The 19,090-nt window shown below is 41.7% G+C and carries 11 protein-coding genes and 2 pseudogenes; 10 read left to right on the top strand and 3 right to left on the bottom strand.

The genetic code is table 11. The features are described from left to right. The first annotated feature begins 505 nt into the window (after window positions 1-505). The gene (locus DXA15_RS06940) at window positions 506-1,177 is read left to right on the top strand and encodes a YitT family protein (RefSeq protein WP_128133551.1); all 672 of its coding nucleotides are present in this window, start codon (window positions 506-508) and stop codon (window positions 1,175-1,177) included. A gap of 50 nt (window positions 1,178-1,227) precedes the next feature. On the opposite strand, the gene DXA15_RS06945 is transcribed toward DXA15_RS06940, so the two are convergent. Next, on the bottom strand, window positions 1,228-1,848 hold the full coding sequence (locus tag DXA15_RS06945; protein WP_048314921.1) for a DUF4923 family protein: 621 nt from the start codon (window positions 1,846-1,848) through the stop codon (window positions 1,228-1,230). A 144-nt stretch (window positions 1,849-1,992) separates the two neighbouring features. Between DXA15_RS06945 and DXA15_RS06950 the strand changes: the two genes are divergently transcribed. From DXA15_RS06950 to DXA15_RS06970, 6 genes are all read left to right on the top strand, one after another. After that, on the top strand, window positions 1,993-3,966 hold the full coding sequence (locus DXA15_RS06950) for a hypothetical protein (RefSeq protein WP_128133558.1): 1,974 nt from the start codon (window positions 1,993-1,995) through the stop codon (window positions 3,964-3,966). Between the two features lie 11 nt (window positions 3,967-3,977). Then, window positions 3,978-5,381, top strand: a complete 1,404-nt coding sequence (locus tag DXA15_RS06955) for an MFS transporter (RefSeq protein WP_128133552.1) — start codon at window positions 3,978-3,980, stop codon at window positions 5,379-5,381. Window positions 5,382-5,661: 280 nt separating this feature from the next. Beyond that, on the top strand, window positions 5,662-6,885 hold the full coding sequence (locus tag DXA15_RS06960; protein WP_128133553.1) for a FecR family protein: 1,224 nt from the start codon (window positions 5,662-5,664) through the stop codon (window positions 6,883-6,885). A 110-nt stretch (window positions 6,886-6,995) separates the two neighbouring features. Beyond that, a complete protein-coding gene (locus DXA15_RS26080) occupies window positions 6,996-7,565 on the top strand; it encodes a SusC/RagA family TonB-linked outer membrane protein (protein ID WP_233566943.1) in 570 nt (189 codons plus the stop codon). Window positions 7,566-7,573: 8 nt separating this feature from the next. Continuing rightward, window positions 7,574-10,357 (top strand): TonB-dependent receptor, encoded by a 2,784-nt coding sequence (locus tag DXA15_RS06965; RefSeq protein WP_233566945.1) that lies wholly within the window; start codon window positions 7,574-7,576, stop codon window positions 10,355-10,357. A 29-nt stretch (window positions 10,358-10,386) separates the two neighbouring features. Next, entirely contained in the window at window positions 10,387-12,345 is a 1,959-nt protein-coding gene (locus tag DXA15_RS06970) for a RagB/SusD family nutrient uptake outer membrane protein (RefSeq protein WP_128133554.1), read from the top strand. Between the two features lie 80 nt (window positions 12,346-12,425). Here DXA15_RS06970 and DXA15_RS06975 read toward each other — a convergent pair whose 3' ends face one another. Both DXA15_RS06975 and DXA15_RS06980 read right to left on the bottom strand, forming a co-directional pair. Continuing rightward, entirely contained in the window at window positions 12,426-12,968 is a 543-nt protein-coding gene (locus tag DXA15_RS06975) for an RNA polymerase sigma factor (RefSeq protein WP_128133555.1), read from the bottom strand. A 161-nt stretch (window positions 12,969-13,129) separates the two neighbouring features. Next, a complete protein-coding gene (locus DXA15_RS06980) occupies window positions 13,130-14,128 on the bottom strand; it encodes a class II fructose-bisphosphate aldolase (protein WP_044214855.1) in 999 nt (332 codons plus the stop codon). A 220-nt stretch (window positions 14,129-14,348) separates the two neighbouring features. Between DXA15_RS06980 and DXA15_RS06985 the strand changes: the two genes are divergently transcribed. From DXA15_RS06985 to DXA15_RS06995, 3 genes and pseudogenes are all read left to right on the top strand, one after another. Next, window positions 14,349-14,603: a type B 50S ribosomal protein L31 gene (locus DXA15_RS06985; protein ID WP_007659112.1), complete on the top strand. Its 255-nt coding sequence runs from the start codon at window positions 14,349-14,351 to the stop codon at window positions 14,601-14,603. A 170-nt stretch (window positions 14,604-14,773) separates the two neighbouring features. Further along, a pseudogene (locus DXA15_RS06990) lies at window positions 14,774-15,870 on the top strand (phosphotransferase enzyme family protein). Between the two features lie 277 nt (window positions 15,871-16,147). After that, window positions 16,148-18,948: pseudogene (locus DXA15_RS06995) on the top strand (sugar-binding domain-containing protein). The last annotated feature ends 142 nt before the right edge of the window (window positions 18,949-19,090 follow it).

A 19,090-nucleotide genomic window follows, 5' to 3' on the forward strand; every position in this document is an offset into this window, starting at 1 on the left:
TAACTTCATCTAAAACAAATTTCAATCTCGTTTAAAACGAGTTTTTTCTCGTTTTAAACAGATCCCTGGTTTATTTAAGATGAGTTTTTTTGTTAATAAAGCACAAAAACACGCTAAAAAACAGTTCAGAAACAATACTTTTATATGCTAAACAGCATATTTTACACTCTAAAAGACAACATCACACGAACAAAATAAAATTATCAAAAACATCAGCACAACAGAAAATAAAAAGATAAATATTTATAACCACAAGATTCCAACATCTATTTAACACAAAACCTCGGCTTATAACAGCTATTTTTCCAACCCAACCTATCTAGGAATCGTCTACACAAAGGCCAGGCTGACCCAGGATTCAAATAGCGCTTCCATTTCCCTGTTAAATTATCATTTTGATAATAATTTATTCACCATAACATCCGATTTTGAAAAATAAATCGGATATTTGCATATCTTTTTCTAACTATCAAAAAGAAAGAGATCAGACAAATAGAGATTTGATATGGATATAAAAGAACTATTAAAAAAGTATTCGGTATTTATTTTAGGATTATATTTTTTAGCTGTAGGCATTGTATTGATCGTTCGCTCTGCATTAGGTACCACTCCTATCTCCAGTGTAAATTACGTGTTAAGCCTTAATACTCCTTTATCATTAGGAACATGGACATTCATTGTAAACGTACTGCTGATCCTGGGACAGTTCTGGTTGATCCGGAAAGACAGAAGTCGTCAGGACACGATAGAAATACTTCTTCAGATACCTTTTTCCTGCATATTCTCCGCTTTCATTGATTTCAACATGGCTTTAACAAGCAATCTGCACCCGTCCGGTTACGGCATGTCGATGGCTTTACTGCTCACAGGATGCCTCATACAATCCATCGGCGTAGTGCTCGAAATCAAACCGAAGGTAGCCATGATGAGTGCAGAAGCATTTGTAAAATATGCATCCCGATGTTATAATAAAGAATTCGGAAAGTTCAAAGTATATTTCGATGTTACCCTGGTCACTTTAGCTATACTCATCTCCCTCATATTCACCCAAGGCATTGAAGGGATACGCGAAGGTTCACTCATTGCCGCCTGCATAACAGGCTATATTGTTAGTTTTCTGAACCAGAAGATCATGACCAGAAAAACACTCTACAAAATATTGCCGGGACTGAAATAAAAATGGGTAGTCCGAAAAGACCACCCACTTTCAAAATATACTATTTTTTTCTATTTCTTCAATTCAAACCCCAGCATCATCCCGTCATACTCGCTGGCCAGTTTATTGACCAGTTTCAAAGTGGAATTATCAGATATCGATGATAATTTGGTCAGAAAATCCAGTAACTTATCCGCATTGAACAGCAAAGACAACTCATCTCCGGAAATCACGACGTGGGCTGTTAAAGTTGTCACTTTCAGTTTTCCGCCCAACGCATATTTCAGTTCAACCGTTTTTTCATCCGGATTAACAGAGAAAGTACCTTTCAATGTCTTTTTCTTTAATGCATTGGTAAACGTACTGTCACTATTGAACACATAGTTGAACATGCCTTCCACAATACCGACCTTGGCACAATACGTTTTCAGCTTTTTCTCCAATTCACCAGCAGCTACACTCCCGGCTACATTCTTCAACGCATTATCGCCTTCCAGCTGAACGGCAGGATTGGTATACGTCCACGTTCCCAGCAAGTTCTCTACTGTCAGTTTCTTTCCGCCAGTTACAGAAGTAACCGCATCCTTCACTGTAGATGAATTCAATAAGTCTTTCAACGATTGTCCGTAAGCCTGGCCGGATACGGACAGCAGGATGCATATAGCAGCCATTAATCCCCACACTTTTTTCATATCTCTTGTTTTACTCTTTTTAAAAAACATACAAAGATACAATTATTATCCCTACATTTGCTTCACGCTTTTATTTACACAGCAAAAGATCTTGAACTTAACAACATAAGTCTTATGAGAAATCTAACTAAACGCATTTGTATTATGCTTATTTGCTCATTAGCGTATCTGAACGGACAAGCATCCATCGATCCGTCCGTCATACAATCGACCATCAACACGTTAACCTCCAGGGACAACAGTAACAAACAGAGTATAGAAAAAGGAGTCAGCCAGGTTGCACGTCTTTGGCTGGAAACAGACGGCGACGAAAAAGCCTTCCGCTCTTTTTGTGAAGACAATTATATTGCCGATCCGGACGAAAAGTATCAGGTATTCCTCAAGATCAGCGACTATCTCGAAGGTATCAGCGGTCATTTCAATGAGATGTCGCTGCGCTTACAGAAAAATTTGCAGCTGGATAACGGTCCGTTGCACCCCATCGATGAGAAGTTCGGTTCATACAGTCCTTCGAGCCATTTGAGCGATGACTTATACAATAATAAAATAGCTTTTATCATCGCGCTAAACTTCCCCCACCTTACCTTGGAAGAAAAAGAAGCATTGGGCACCGACCGCAAAGCCTGGGCCTATGCACGTCTGGGCGACATGTTCACGGAACGGATCCCTGCTGCATTGTTGCAGGCTGCTTCCAATGCAGAAAGCGATGCCGACATTTATATCTCCCAATATAACATTTACATGGGTCATGTAATGAACAAAAAAGGCCAGCACCTGTTCCCTAAAGACATGATCCTGCTGTCACACTGGAACCTGCGTGATGAAATCAAGGCAAACTACAACAAGGGGAAAGAAGGGCTCGACAAACAACGCACCGTTTACGAAGTGATGAAACGGATCATTTCACAGGATATTCCTGTCGAAGTAATCAACTCAGGGACGTATGAATGGAACCCATATACAAACATGGTACAGCAGGACAACAAGGAAGTAAAAACGACTCCCGAATCGACTGTCCGTTATCAGAAGATGCTGAATAACTTTAAGGCTATGCAAGGCATTGACAAATACACAGGTAATACCTATATCGACCGTAAATTCAACGACGATATGGAAGTAGCCTTGCAGGATGTTGAAAAACTGTTCGATGAATTTCTGTCCGCTCCCGAATTGAAAGAAGTCGGCAAAATGATCTCCAAACGTCTGGAACGCAAACTGGAAGCCTACGATATTTGGTACGACGGTTTCAAAGCCCGCAGTAATCTCGACGAGACCAAACTAGATGCACAAACGCAAGCCCTTTACCCGGATGCGGCAGCTTTGGACAAGAAGTTACCGGACATTCTTATAAAGCTGGGATTCAGTGCCGAACGGGCTAACTATCTGGCCGACAAGATCACAGTCGATGCCGCCCGTGGTTCAGGGCATGCCTGGGGAGCATCCATGAAAGGACAGCAGTCACGTCTCCGCACACGTATTCCGGCAGCAGGAATGAATTACAAAGGATACAATATTGCCATCCATGAATTCGGCCACAATGTAGAGCAGACTTTATCGCTTTATGATGTAGACTATTATATGTTGAGCGGCGTACCCAACACTGCATTTACCGAAGCGCTGGCTTTCGTTTTCCAGAAACGTGATCTCGAAATATTGGGTATCACCGATCCGAATCCGGAAAAACAGGCGATGGAAATATTGGATAAAGTATGGAGCATGTATGAAATATGCGGTGTTTCCATGCTGGATATTTCCGTATGGAAATGGATGTATGCCCATCCGGATGCAACGGCCGAACAGCTGAAAGAAGCGACAATCGCATTATCGAAAGAGATATGGAACAAATATTATGCGCCTGTTTTCGGAGTAAAGGACGAGACGGTACTGGCTGTTTATTCGCACATGATCAGCTATCCATTGTATTTGTCGGCTTATGCTTTCGGACAGATCATAGAATTCCAGCTTGACCAGTATCTGGAAGGCAAGAACTTCGCGAACGAAGTAGAACGGATTTTCCGCCAGGGACGTTTAACCCCTAACCAATGGATGATACTGGCTACAGGAAGTCCGTTGACCGTCGAACCTATGCTGGAAGCCGTTAGACAAGTTATTAAGTAAACAGGATATAAATGATATTACAAAATCGCGCCATAACTGTAAATGAGAACGACGGACTACCGTTACCTAAACGTTACTGGGCTATACTGGCCACAGCTTTAGGTGTCGGAATGTCCGTCATAGACGGAACAATTGCAAATGTCGCTTTGCCGACAATAGCCCGCGACCTGGGCACTTCACCGTCTGTCACGATCTGGGTAGTCAACGCTTACCAGCTGGCAATCACCATTTCGCTTCTTTCCTTCTCTTCATTGGGAGACATTTACGGTTACCGGAGGATTTACTTATCAGGAATTTTACTGTTCAGCATCACGTCAGCCATCTGCGCCCTTGCCGATTCGTTCTGGATGCTGACAACCGCACGTATCTTACAAGGAATCGGAGCTGCCGCCATCACAAGTGTTAACACGGCATTGCTCCGAATCATTTATCCCAAACGTTTCCTGAGCCGCGGCATGGGGATCAATGCCCTGGTCGTCGCCGTCTCGATTGCCGCCGGACCGACCATTGCATCCATCATCCTGTCTTTAGGTTCGTGGCACTGGCTTTTTGCCATCAATATCCCGATCGGCATTGCAGCCTTGGTGATCGGTCTGATGCATTTGCCAGCCAATCCGGTTAAAGTCACCGGCCGCCGTTTCGACAAGCTCAGTTGCCTGATGAACGCTCTTACATTCGGATTACTGATTTTCTCGCTGGAAGGTATTGCCCATAAAGAGAACACAACTTTGATCATAGCAGGTATAGCCATATTGTTTATGATCGGTTATTTCTTTGTACGCCGCCAACTGCGCCAACAGTTTCCGTTACTTCCGGTCGACCTGATGCGCATCCCGATCTTCTCCATGTCGATCGGCACGTCAATATGTTCTTTCACCGGACAAATGCTGGCAATGATTTCCCTCCCCTTTTTCCTTCAGGGAGCATTGGGACGAAGCGACGTAACGACCGGCCTGCTTCTTACTCCCTGGCCGTTGGCAACGATGATCATGGCCCCTCTTGCCGGACGATTAGTCGAACGGATTCATGCCGGTATACTGGGAGGTATCGGTATGACAATATTTGCTGCCGGTCTTTTCCTTTTGGCCGTTTTACCCGACAACCCGACAAATACGGATATTATATGGCGCCTGTTTATCTGTGGAGCCGGATTCGGTTTATTCCAGACACCCAATAACAGCACGATCATCTCCTCTGCCCCTTCCAACCGAAGCGGAGGCGCAAGCGGTATGCTGGGAACAGCCCGTTTATTAGGACAGACACTGGGAGCAACACTAGTCGCTATGATATTCAATCTGGTTCCGAACAACAGTACGCAAGCATGTTTGTATCTGGCAACAGGATTTGCCGTGGTAGCCGCAATAATCAGTAGTTTAAGGATTTCACAGCCGAGGCCGTTGAAAGGATTTAAATAAAAATTCAGTTATATAACACAAATCTTTTCATCTCACAGAACGAATTATTAACTAATATTTTTATTGGGAAACAGCATGAATACAATAAAATAGGGAAAAATAGCCCGCCAAACAGGGACTTTATTTTTCAAGACATAAGGCTCTTTATCATCAATTTGAAAAATTAACTTAGTTCTAGACGAACTAAGTCAATAGATATATATTGGTATTAAATGAATTTAACATATAAAATGGGGCCAAATTGGGGAAATTAATGTCTTGTTTAAAATGAAAAAGCAAAATGAATAAAAAACAGCATATAAAAACTGTTGACCAGTTAATACATGACGATTCCTTTATTCTCTGGTGTCTGTTTCCTACGGAAGAGTCGGAATCGGTGTGGATTGATGATTATCTGACACTGTATCCGGAAGAGAAAGAAAATATAGAGAAGGCCAGGCAAATGGTTCGTTCGTTGAAATTGAATAATAGAAAACTGTCGCCAATTGAAAAAGAATCTCTTAAAGAAAATATTATAAATGATTTAAGAAAATTCAGAAAACCAAAGCGAATGCGTCTGACATGGCAATATGCAGCAGCTTGTATTCTTATTATATGTACATTGGGCTCATTATTTTTGATTACTAAAGAAAATTTATTTCAGGAAAGAGATATTCTGTCTTTGGTGGATGATATCCAGTTAGATGTTAATCAGACAGAAGTAGAACTTCATTTGGCACAGGAAAAAATGAAGGTTTCTGATAATGCGACAATTTTAGTCGATCAACAAGGGAAAATCAAGGTGACGGATAAAGACATTAATAATCTAGAGGCTACAGAGAGGAAGTGTACTGGTGAAGCAAAGGAAAAAGGTAATCATATGAATGTGTTAAGCGTACCGAAAGGACGTCATTCTTCATTGATTTTGCCTGATGGTACGAAAGTATGGGTAAATTCAGGCACAGTGCTTCAATTCCCTGAAATATTTGAAAAAGAAAAAAGAATGATTTATGTGGAAGGGGAAGTTTATCTTGAAGTTACCAAAGATGCATTGCGTCCATTTTATGTAAAAACGAACCAGATGGAAATCAGAGTTTTAGGAACATCTTTTGGCATAGTTGCATATAAGGATGAAAATTTCCAATCTGTTGTACTGAAAGAAGGAAGTGTTGCGGTTGAAGGATATAAAAGCGGAAAACAAATTATCAAACCAAATGATCTCTTAGTCTTGGAAAATGGGCAGATGTCTGTTAGCCAGGTGAATGTATACGATTATATCTCATGGATAGATGGTGTTCTCCAGTTCCGGGAGAAAAATTTAGGTGAGGTACTACGTAGTATCTCACGTTATTACCGTGTTCAATTTAGCTATCCACCGGATATAGAACAAGTGAAATGCTCTGGTAAGCTGGTGTTGTTTGATAATATGGACCAAGTTCTTCAAACACTCCAGAAAACGTTATCAGTTTCATTTCATCGTAAGGGGAATTTGATTGAAGTAAATAGTATCAATAATAAAAAATGAATGCCTATGAATAGATAAAACATGCCGTAACCTAGTATTGTATAAAACAATAGACCATTGTGTTGTTAACAAGTAAAATATTAATATCAAGGAAAACTTATTATATTATTATGGAATATCTAAAAATTAAAAGAAAAATACACGCAGTTTGTGTAGTGTTGTGTTTGCTTTTTACAGTAAATTCATCTCTTTTGGCTGAATTGTCCTATGCACAATCTACACGTTTGTCACTCGATTTATCAAATGTGGCTATCAGTGATGTTTTTGCGTCTGTAGAAAAAAATAGTGAGTATGTATTTTTTTATTCTGACTTAGTTCGTCTAGAACTACGTAAAAATGTAAGTATTAACATCCAATCTCAAACGATAGATCAAATTTTATCTGAAATTCTGAAAAACACCGGTCTTACCTACGTTCTCAATGACAGACAGGTAATGATCATGCGAAAAGGAGAAACAGAACAACAGCAAAAAAGTATCTCTATCAACGGAACAATCAGAGATGCACAGCAAGTTCCATTACCAGGTGTCAATGTTATTATTAAAGGTACAACAAAGGGTACAACTACCGATATTAACGGTAATTACTTCATTGAAGTTCCTCATAAAAACACGGTACTTGTTTTCAGCTATATCGGTTTCGAATCACAAGAAATTAAAGTCGGAGACAGATCAATATAAACGTAAATATGTCTGAAGAATCAAACAACCTGGATGAAGTTGTAGTAGTTGGTTACGGTTCCCAGAAAAAAGTATCCGTAGTAGGCTCTATCACGACCATCGAACCTGCTCAATTGCAACAAGGAACAACCCGCGCCGTTTCCAATAATCTGGCAGGCCAACTGGCCGGAGTGATCGCCGTTCAACGTAGTGGCGAACCTGGTTCTGACGGTTCCGACTTCTGGATTCGCGGTATATCTTCATTCAAAGGGACAGGTATCAAACCATTGGTTTTGGTAGATGGAATAGAACGTACGCTCGATGATCTTTCCGCTGCAGAAATCGAATCATTCTCTGTATTGAAAGATGCTGCTGCCAGTGCTGTCTATGGTGTACGAGGAGCAAATGGGGTTATCATTGTAAAGACCAAAAGAGGGCAACTGGGCAAACCCAAAGTAAATTTTCACTTCGAACAAGGTTTCACACAACCTACCCAGCTCCCGGAATATATCGGATCGGCTGATTATCTTTCATTAATGGATGAACTATATATGGACGCAGGGAATCCTAATCCTCTTTACGGAGAAGAAAAAATCAACAACTACCGTAATAATGTCGATCCGGAGCTTTATCCTAATGTAAACTGGTTGGATGCCGTTTCAAAAGACATGGCATCCAATACACGAGGTGATCTAACTATTACAGGTGGTAGCGATATTCTTCGCTATGCATTAGTTGCGTCCTACTATGGGGAACGTGGTATTTTTGTCACCGATAAAAGCAAAGACTGGGATTCGTCGACCCGCCTGAACAAATACAATATCCGTTCAAATGTTGATATTAACGTCACAAAAACAACCGTTGTCGGCATAAGTATAGGGGGATATTTACAGGAACAAAACGGAATGGCAGTCAGTGGACAGGACATTTGGAATTATGCATTTGATACACCTCCTTTCTACCATCCGATCCAGTATTCCGGTGGACGCGATGTCCGTGTAACAGAGCGCCATAACCCCTGGGCGGAAGCCACACAGCATGGTTACCAGACAACAACCAACTCAAAAGTCGAATCCTTATTTTCTATCGAACAGGACCTGAAATTTATTACTCCCGGTTTGAAAATAAAAGGACTCTTTTCTTTCGACCGTTACTCCAGTTCATGGGTGAAACGCTCCAAAACTCCGACTTACTATAATCCGGCAACAGGCAGAGATCCGGAAACAGGAGAACTGATCCTGACTGTCAGTACGGACGGACAAGAATTTTTGGATACAAAAAGCGAGTCTGCATGGGGAAATAAAGCCACTTATCTAGAAGGGAATATAGCTTACGACCGCACATTCAATAAGAAACACGCAGTCAGTGCCATGTTCCTCTATAATCAACGGGATTATCAGGATGGCAATATTGTTCCGTTCCGCCGCATGGGTATAGCAGGACGTGCCTCCTATACATTTGACAACCGTTACATCGCCGAATTCAATTTCGGTTATAATGGTTCGGAGAATTTCACAAAAGGACATCGTTACGGATTCTTCCCTTCTGTCGCCGTCGGCTATATGCTTTCGGAAGAAAAATTCATGGAACAATTCAAAGAGACTTTCTCTAAAATCAAATTCCGCGCATCATGGGGATTGACCGGTAACGACCAATTGGACGGACGCCGCTTCGCTTTCCTACCAACAATAGACACGGACGGATCATATAAATGGGGTGTAAACAACGATTACAACCGTTCCTCCCGCTTTGAGGGAGAATTTGGTGTGACAGATTTGAAATGGGAAACCGTAGAAAAACTAAATATCGGTATAGAATTAGGTCTTTGGAATGCTCTGGAATTACAGGCAGACTGGTTCAAGGAACAGCGCCGTGATATTTTCATGCAACGTAATAATATCCCGACATCTGCAGGTTTCCGTAAAACACCATGGGCTAACTACGGTAAAGTGAACAACACTGGTATAGATCTTTCATTAACTTACAATAAACAGTTCAATAAAGACCTGCACGTGGGTTTTCGCGGAACTTTCACTTATGCACACAACGAAATTATTGAAATGGATGAAGCGATGGGAGTTATCGGAACAAATCGTCAACGTACCGGAAGAGCTGTCAATGAATTATTTGGCCTCGTTGCCGAAAGATTATTCACAGAAGATGATTTCACTACAAATGAAAAAGGTGACCTGGTTTTAAAAGAAGGTATACCGGCACAAACTTTCAGCGCTATCCGTCCGGGAGATATTAAATATATGGACATCGACGGTGATGGCGTTATCACTAATAAGGATGAGAAGGCAATGGGCGGAACCGTCAATCCAGAAATTGTCTATGGCTTCGGAGCAACAGCTCGTTATAAAAATGTAGACTTCAATATCTTCTTTCAGGGGAACGGGCGGACTTATCGTTTTATCGGAGGAGTTGTTTCCAATTTCTTACCAGGAGTTTCCCAGGGATCTATGGGTAACATCCTGACCAACTACAACGATCGTTGGACCCAGGAAAACCCGAAACAGGATGCCTTCTACCCGCGTTTAAGTTACGGAACAAACGCCAACAACAGCCAAAATTCGACCTGGTGGTTGCGTAACATGAGCATGCTCCGGATGAAAGATATAGAAATCGGTTACACATTTCCCAAACACTGGATTAATTCGGTTGGCCTTGCCAATATCCGCCTCTATGCCAAAGGTTCCAACCTCTTCACTTTCTCCTCCTTCGATCTTTGGGACCCGGAGTTGGACACGGCGAACGGAGCTAAATACCCGATCATGAAATCTTTCTCTTTCGGACTGGATATTAATTTCTAACAGAGTAATAAATATAAAACATATAGAAAATGAAACTACTCAAATATATTGGCTTATCATTTTTAGGCTTATCCCTTAATAGTTGTACGGATTATCTGGATAATGCACCGGATGATACACTAACAATGGAAATGGTATTTAACGATAAAACCAGAACCGAAGACTGGCTCTCCGGGGTTTATAACAGGGTTCCTGACCCTTACTGGAGTCTGTTGAGAGATTATGGTTATGACAGTATGGGAGATGACCTCGATCCTTCCCAACGTTGGTATCAGTGGTGGGGTAATACACTGAATTTCGTAATTGGACAATGGTTTACAAGTTCCTCCTGGGACGGAGCAGTATGGAGTCAATGCCCTGTACGTATCCGTTCTGCCTACCAATTTATTGAAAATGCTCATGCACTTCCGGATCAGGGAGTTACAGAAGAAAAGATAGAAAGAATGAAAGATGAATGCCGCTTTCTGATTGCCTATTATTACTGGATGATGATTGAAGCATACGGCAGTGTTCCTTTCTTCGACGGATTGGCAGAAGTCAATGATCCCAATTTAATGCGCGGGCAGATACCTTTCGACGAAATGGTTGACTGGATTGACGGACAATTAGTCAGCCTATCAAAAAAACTGCCGACTTCCTGGCTAAGCGAATCAACACAGTTCTATGGACGTGCCACTTCCATTATGTGTCTCGCAGTCCGTGCCCGTATGTTATTGTTTGCAGCCAGCCCGCTGGTCAACGGCAATGAATGGTATAATGGATTAAAAAACTATGACGGTAAAGACCGTTTTAGCCAGACTTATGACGCCTCCAAATGGAACCGCGCGGCAGATGCCTGCAAGGAATTGATAGAGGCAGCCCATGCTGCCGGTCACGACTTGGTACGCGAATACAATGCAGACGGGAGCATTGATCCTTTCATGTCCTGCTATAACGTGCTATTCCTGCGTGGAGATGTGAATCCGGAAGCATTATTCGTTCGTTCAGACAGCAACTTCAGTGAATTTGAAAAACATGCTACTCCACGCGGAGCATCCGGTAACGGAGGATTAGGTATTTATCAGACATTAGTCGATGCCTTCTCCATGAAAGATGGTTCATTACCCATTACCGGTTATAAAAGTAACTACGGTTCGCCGGTTATCAATGAAAAGTCAGGTTATACAGAGCGTGGTTTCTCCAGCCAGCCTGATATCCGCAAAACCAAATACAACCTGTATCGCAATTGCCCGGGAGCAACAGTCGATTCTGTAGGTACAGACGGCAATACTTACAATCAGGTTGCAGCTATTGGCACATATAATATGTATATCAACCGGGAACCTCGTTTCTATCTGACCGTTATGTGGAACCGGCAATGGTACCATCAAGCCAACCGCGAAGTACAAATGATGTCTAACGAACAAGATGGTGGCCCCACACACGATGCACCTCAAAATGGTTATCTGAATCGTAAAAAAGTTTCTTTGGAACAAAACCAACGTGATAATATACATCCATATCGCCCAGGAATACTTTATCGTTTAGGGGAAGCTTACCTAAATTATGCCGAAGCATTGAATGAGTGTGATCCGGGTAACGCGGACATTTTAAAATACCTGAACCTGATTCGTGAACGTGCAGGCGTTCCGCAATATGGAACCGGAATTGACAGCAATGGTTTCAACAAGATTCCTTTAAACGGCCAGGAAGAAGTCAGACAGGCTATTTATCATGAACGCCGTGTAGAATTGTGTTGTGAAAATGGTATCCGCTATTTTGATCTGCGCCGATGGAAAAAAGCGGAAGAAGTCTTGGACCAGCCAATGTATGGCATGAATTTCAGCGGAACAGAATTCTCTGACGACCCGAATAACCCCAAAGCATTCTTCGTCCGTACACAATACATCAAACGGGTTTATGAACGTAAATTCTATTGGTATCCAATTTATCAGGAAGAGATAGATAAGGACCCGACACTTATTCAGGCACCATTCTGGGACAAATAAAGACCAATAAATAGATTAATACTACAGATGAGTTTTTAATTCGGAAGGGTAATTCCATCTGGGGTTACCCTTTTCATTTTTTACGATTCAACCAGAAAAATAAAGACTAGCCATAAAGGAGCTACTCCTCCTTGCATACGCTCCAATGCACGATAAATAATTTTACGTACACTTTTAGGCGTTATATGAAGAATTTCCGCTACTTCCTGATAACTCAGTTCCTGCATAAAATGCAAGTAAACAACCTCACGCTGTTTATTGGTCAATAAACGGAATAAATTATCCAGTTGTTCTTCATAAGCCAACCGTTCCTCCTCATCTTCCAGTAATGCAAGTGCATCGACCTTAATCTGGAACTCATATTCCATATTGTCATCAAGACTTAATAAATTGAAATTCTTTTGTTTAGAGGATATAATTCTGTTTTTAAGAGAACGGAGTAAATAAAACTTGGGATTATCCGGCATTTCTATTTTATTTACCGATTCGTATAAATGTAAAAAAACATCATGTATGACATCCAGCACATATTCTTTCTCCATACCGAATGCCATTCCATACGAAAACAATTCATCAACATATTGTTCATACCACTTATCGAACTCTCTTATTTTCTGCTCCATTTATACTTTGCCAGTTATCATGAGAAAGCTTAAAATTCAATTACAAACTTACAAATAATAAAATATTTAATTTTATATTTATACAATAAAAAAGGAGAAAAAACAAAAAGCCACCCCGCAAACACGGGATGGCTTCCTTATATATTTAATCCGTTATCTGATTAAAGTTTATTGTCTGAACCAAGTACATTAAGAATTTTGTGCTTGTACAGTTTTTCCATGTTATCGCGAGCCGGGCCCAGATATTTACGTGGGTCGAATTCAGCCGGTTTTTCAGCGAAAGTCTTACGGATTGCAGCAGTCATAGCCAGACGAGAGTCTGAGTCGATGTTGATCTTGCAAACAGCAGATTTAGCAGCCTTACGCAATTCTTCTTCAGGAATACCGATAGCAGCCTTCAAAGCACCACCGAATTTGTTGATTGTTTCAACTTCTTCTTCAGGAACAGAAGAAGAACCGTGAAGAACGATAGGGAATCCCGGAAGTTTTTCCATTACTGCATCCAATACTTCGAATGCCAATGGAGGAGGAACCATTTTGCCAGTCTTCGGGTCGATGTGGCACTGTTCCGGAGTAAATTTGTAAGCACCGTGAGAAGTACCGATTGAGATAGCCAAAGAATCGCAACCTGTGCGAGTAGCGAAATCGATTACTTCTTCAGGGTCAGTATATGTGTGATGATCTGAAGAAACTTCGTCTTCAACACCAGCCAATACACCAAGTTCACCTTCAACTGTTACATCGAACTGGTGAGCATAGTCAACAACTTTCTTAGTCAAAGCTACGTTTTCTTCATAAGGCAGGTGGGAACCGTCAATCATTACAGAAGAGAAACCTGAGTCGATACAGCTCTTGCAAGTTTCAAATGTATCACCGTGATCCAGGTGCAGAACAATCTGAGGATTCGGACAGCCTAATTCTTTTGCATATTCAACTGCACCCTGAGCCATGTAACGCAACAGTGTTGCATTAGCATACTGACGAGCACCTTTAGAAACCTGAAGGATAACCGGAGATTTTGTTTCAACAGCAGCCTTGATGATAGCCTGCATCTGTTCCATGTTATTGAAGTTGAAAGCCGGAATTGCATATCCGCCTTTGATGGCTTTAGCGAACATTTCTTTTGTGTTCACCAAACCTAAATCTTTGTAATTTACCATTGTAGTATATATTATTACGTTAATGATTGAAAATTCTGCACAAAGATAAGAACTCTCTGAAAACTTTATGCTTTTAAGCATATAAAATAATACAAAAGTAACGCCTTCAGAAAAAATAGTTCGATTTTCTTTGTTAGTTTGAAGCAAATCCATACCTTTGCAAGCCAATTTACCGGTTACCAAACTAATAAGAGTATAAATTAAATTAGATAAAGAAGCAATGAAAAAAGGAATTCATCCTGAAAACTATCGTCCTGTAGTATTCAAGGACATGTCAAACGAAGATGTATTTATCACTCGTTCAACTATCAATGCAAAGGAAACTATCGAAATCGACGGTGTTACTTATCCGTTGGTAAAAGTCGAAATTTCTAATACTTCTCACCCGTTCTACACTGGTAAATCTAAACTGGTGGATACAGCAGGACGTGTTGATAAGTTCATGAGCCGTTACGGTAACCGCAACAAAAAATAATTGAAGATTGACAAAGTTCAATTAACAATTCAAAATGAATTTATAAAAAAGGCAGCGAACAGATTCGTTGCCTTTTTTATTTTATCAAAGATTATTTTTACATTTGCAAGCATGATTGAAAAGAGTACAACAACTTGTTTTCAATAGTCAATTATCAATTAATAAATACCATGGCAAAAACAAAAGAAGAATTACTGAACATTCTCGACCAGTTCACACTGGCAGAAAAAGTTGTTTCCGCTGAACCTTTCGGAAACGGACACATTAACGACACGCTGAAAGTAACAAACGAAAAAGGCGAGATCAAATACGTATTACAACGTATCAACCATCTGATTTTTACCAATGTAGATATGTTACAAAACAATATCAATATTGTAACGACCCATATCCGCAAAAAACTGGAAGCTAAAGGCGAAAGCGATATCAATCGTAAAGTACTAACTTTTCTTCCAACTAAAGATGGTAAACCATATTATTTCGATGGTGACAGCTATTGGCGTGTATGCTTGTTCATCCCCAACAGCAAAAGCTACGAAGAAGTAACTCCGGAACTCTCATACGAAGCCGGTAAGGCTTTCGGTGATTTCCAGTCTATGCTGGCAGACCTGCCTGAAGGTTCACTGGGAGAAACAATTCCTAACTTCCACAATATGGAATTCCGTCTGGAGCAATTCCACGATGCAGTAAAGGCTAACGCTGCCGGACGTCTGGAAGAAGTGAAAGATCTGATCGAAGAAATTGAAAAACGTGCCGAAGCAATGTGCATTCAGGAACGTTTGTACCGTGAAGGCAAGTTGCAGAAACGTACCAACCATTGCGACACGAAAGTTAATAACATGATGTTCGATGCCGATACCGACAAGGTACTTTGTGTAATCGACCTGGATACGGTAATGCCGGGATTCGTATTGTCCGATATCGGTGACTTTATCCGTACTGGTGCCAATACTGGTGCCGAAGATGATGAAAATCTGGACAATGTAAATGTAAACATGGATATCTTTAAGGCTTATACCCGTGGTTACATGGAAACAGCCAAGGCATTCCTTCTCCGCTCGAAATCAGTCTGCTTCCTTATGGTGGCCGCCTGCTGACTTACATGCAGACCGTACGCTTCCTGACAGACTATATCAACGGTGATACATATTATAAGATCCACAGCCCGAAACATAATCTGATCCGTACAAAAGCCCAGTTCAAACTGCTGCAAAGCTTGGAAGAACATGCGGAAGAAATGGATGCGTTTATGAAAGAATGGTTGTAAACAGTCGTATATTTAAATAATTTATAAATAAGAGGTACTTCTTAATCGGTTTATACCAAGTGTAAATCAAGATTGGATGTACCTTTTTACTATTTAGACCTGCCTCTATATTATTAATGCATAAGTAACCGTTTACCGAACGACCAATAAAAGAAAAAATAAAGAAAAGAAATTACCAAATCAGAATATAATCCATCTATAAGAATAAATTATCTATTGATTTTTTATCGAGAACACGATTCCTTTGCATCATAATTTCACATATTATTAAATACTCATGAAAAAGTACTTATCAGTCCTATTTATCTTTTTATCCCTAATGGCCTGCCGTCAGGTTGATGACAAACAATCCCTGCAAGGGAAATGGCTATTTGCCCTCGATCCTAATGACATCGGATTAACTGAACAATGGTATAACAAATCTTTAAACGACACAATTCATTTACCTGGTTCATTACAGGAACAAGGTTATGGCGACAATGTCGGAATAGAAACAGCCTGGACCGGACAAATCGTCGACAGATCATGGTACGATGCTCCCCAATATGAGAAATTCCGTCAGCCGGGAAATATCAAAGTTCCTTTCTGGCTGAACCCGGACAAGCACTATGTAGGAGTTGCATGGTATCAGAAGGAAGTAGAGATACCTGCTTCATGGAACGGCCGGCCGGTAGAACTCGAACTGGAACGCACGCACTGGGAAACGACGCTCTTTCTGGATGGCATGGAAATGGGGAAACACGAATCATTGTCCACTCCGTACAGACACACTTTTAATGAATTGTCCCCCGGAAAACACACGTTAACTCTCCGCGTAGATAACCGGGTAAATATAGAAGTAGGCACAAACGCACACAGTGTATCCGACCATACCCAATCGAACTGGAATGGTGTCATCGGGACAATCAGCCTGACAGCCAAACCGTCCCTCTACATAGACGATATACAGATTTACCCGAATATCACAGACAAAACGATCAAAGCTATAGTCTCGTTGGACGGAACAATCGGAACGAACAGTTCTTCCCTACTTCTTCAGATAGAGAAGAAAAATGGAAGTATCGTTGGCAAACCTTACAAAATAGAGATCACTTCCGGTTCCGGTATGATACAGGAGGCCACTCTAGCAATGGGTGATGACGCTCAGCTCTGGTCTGAACACACTCCGAACCTTTACACCTTACGTGCAGTTATCAAAAACGGCGAAAATAAAGAAGAACAATGCCGCACATTCGGTCTCCGGGAGTTTAAGGCGAACGGTACGCGTTTCGAAATAAACGGACAACCAGTATTCCTTCGCGGGACTCTGGAATGTTGTATATTCCCACTAACAGGATATCCGGCAATGGACAATACTTACTGGACAAAAATATATAACCAATGCAAAGCACACGGTCTAAATCATGTCCGTTTCCATTCCTGGTGTCCACCGGAAGCAGCTTTCGCAGTAGCAGACAGCATGGGTATTTACCTACAAGTCGAATGCGCAGGCTGGGCAACAGTTGGCGACGGAGGTTACTCCGACCAATGGTTCCGTGACGAAAGCGACCGCATCCTAAAAGAGTACGGTAATCATCCTTCTTTCTGTATGATGGCTTACGGTAACGAGCCGGGAGGAGCCAATCAGGCTACATATTTGTCAGGCCTGATAAATTATTGGAAATCAAAAGACCTCCGCCGCGTCTATACAAGTGCCGGTGGCTGGCCTTATGTTGAAAACGCCGACTATTGGGATCCTATGGAACCACGCATCCAACGTTGGGGAGAAGGTATGAACAGTATCATCAACGCACAACAACCCCGTACTGACTTTGACTTTGCCGACATTATCCGGAAAAATATGCCGACTGTCAGCCACGAAGTCGGACAGTGGTGTGTCTATCCGAATTTCAAAGAAATAGAAAAATACACAGGAGTACTGAAAGCTAAAAACTTCGAGATATTTCAGGAAACCTTGAAAGAACATCATATGGCTGACTTAGCAGACGATTTCCTGTTTGCATCCGGACGCCTGCAAACACTTTGCTACAAAGCAGACATTGAAGGGGCTCTCCGTACGCCCGGTTTCGCCGGCTTCCAATTACTCGACCTCCATGATTTTCCAGGACAAGGAACAGCCCTTGTCGGCGTTCTTGATCCCTTCTGGGAAGAAAAAGGTTATGTAACACCGGAAGAGTATAGTACTTTCTGTAACAAAACAGTTCCTCTTGTCCGTTTCCCGAAAATGGTCTGGCTGAACAACGAGACATTGAACGTCCCCCTCGAAGTGGCACATTTCGGAGAAAAACCGTTACAGGCAGCCAATATCACCTGGGAGATCAGCAACCAGGTAGGAGAAAAGATTGCACAGGGCAACTTCGTGAAAGACCTGCCCGTAACCAATTGCATTCCTGCCGGAAATATCGAATATTCATTCTCCGGCATAGAAAAACCGACGCAATTGGTGGTTAGCGCGGAAGTGAAAGAAACCGGCAGTAAAAACCTATGGAACATCTGGTATATCCGGCAAAACAAGAAACGGTAGATAAACAACCTTATATCACTTCGGCATTGGATAACCAGGCCATGGCACAACTGGAAAAAGGAGAAAACGTCCTGCTCTTGTTGTCACCCGGAAGCATCCTGCCGGAAAAGGGAGGAAATATCAGTGTCGGCTTCTCCTCTATTTTCTGGAACACGGCCTGGACCAACAAACAACCGCCTCATACGCTCGGTATCCTCTGTGATCCCAAACACCCGGCACTGGCAGCTTTCCCCACAGAGAAATATAGCGATTATCAATGGTGGGACTTGGTAAGCCATTGCAATGCGATGGTACTGGACGACTTCCCTGCAGATTACCGCCCGGTTGTACATCTGATCGACGACTGGTTCACAAACCGGAAGCTGGGAATCCTGTTGGAAGGTAAAGTCGGTAACGGCAAACTGATGGTATGCAGTGCCGATCTGCAAACGGAACTGGATAAACGTCCGGCTGCCCGCCAGTTCAGGCAAAGCATCCTGCAATATATGGCATCCGACCGCTTCAATCCGCCTGTATCACTCGACCCGACACTAATCAAATCACTATACAAATAATTAAAACAAAGCATCTGATTTCTACATTCAGGACAGGGCGACCGCACCAAAATTCCTCTAAAAAGTTTATCATTGCAAAATGAATACCTCTAATTATTTTTCAGAAGTGACAGATCCTCGTGTAACAGGTCGCTGTCTACAT

Origin of the sequence: Parabacteroides sp. AM58-2XD, assembly GCF_003463685.1 — a bacterium.
Lineage (GTDB): Bacteria > Bacteroidota > Bacteroidia > Bacteroidales > Tannerellaceae > Parabacteroides > Parabacteroides segnis.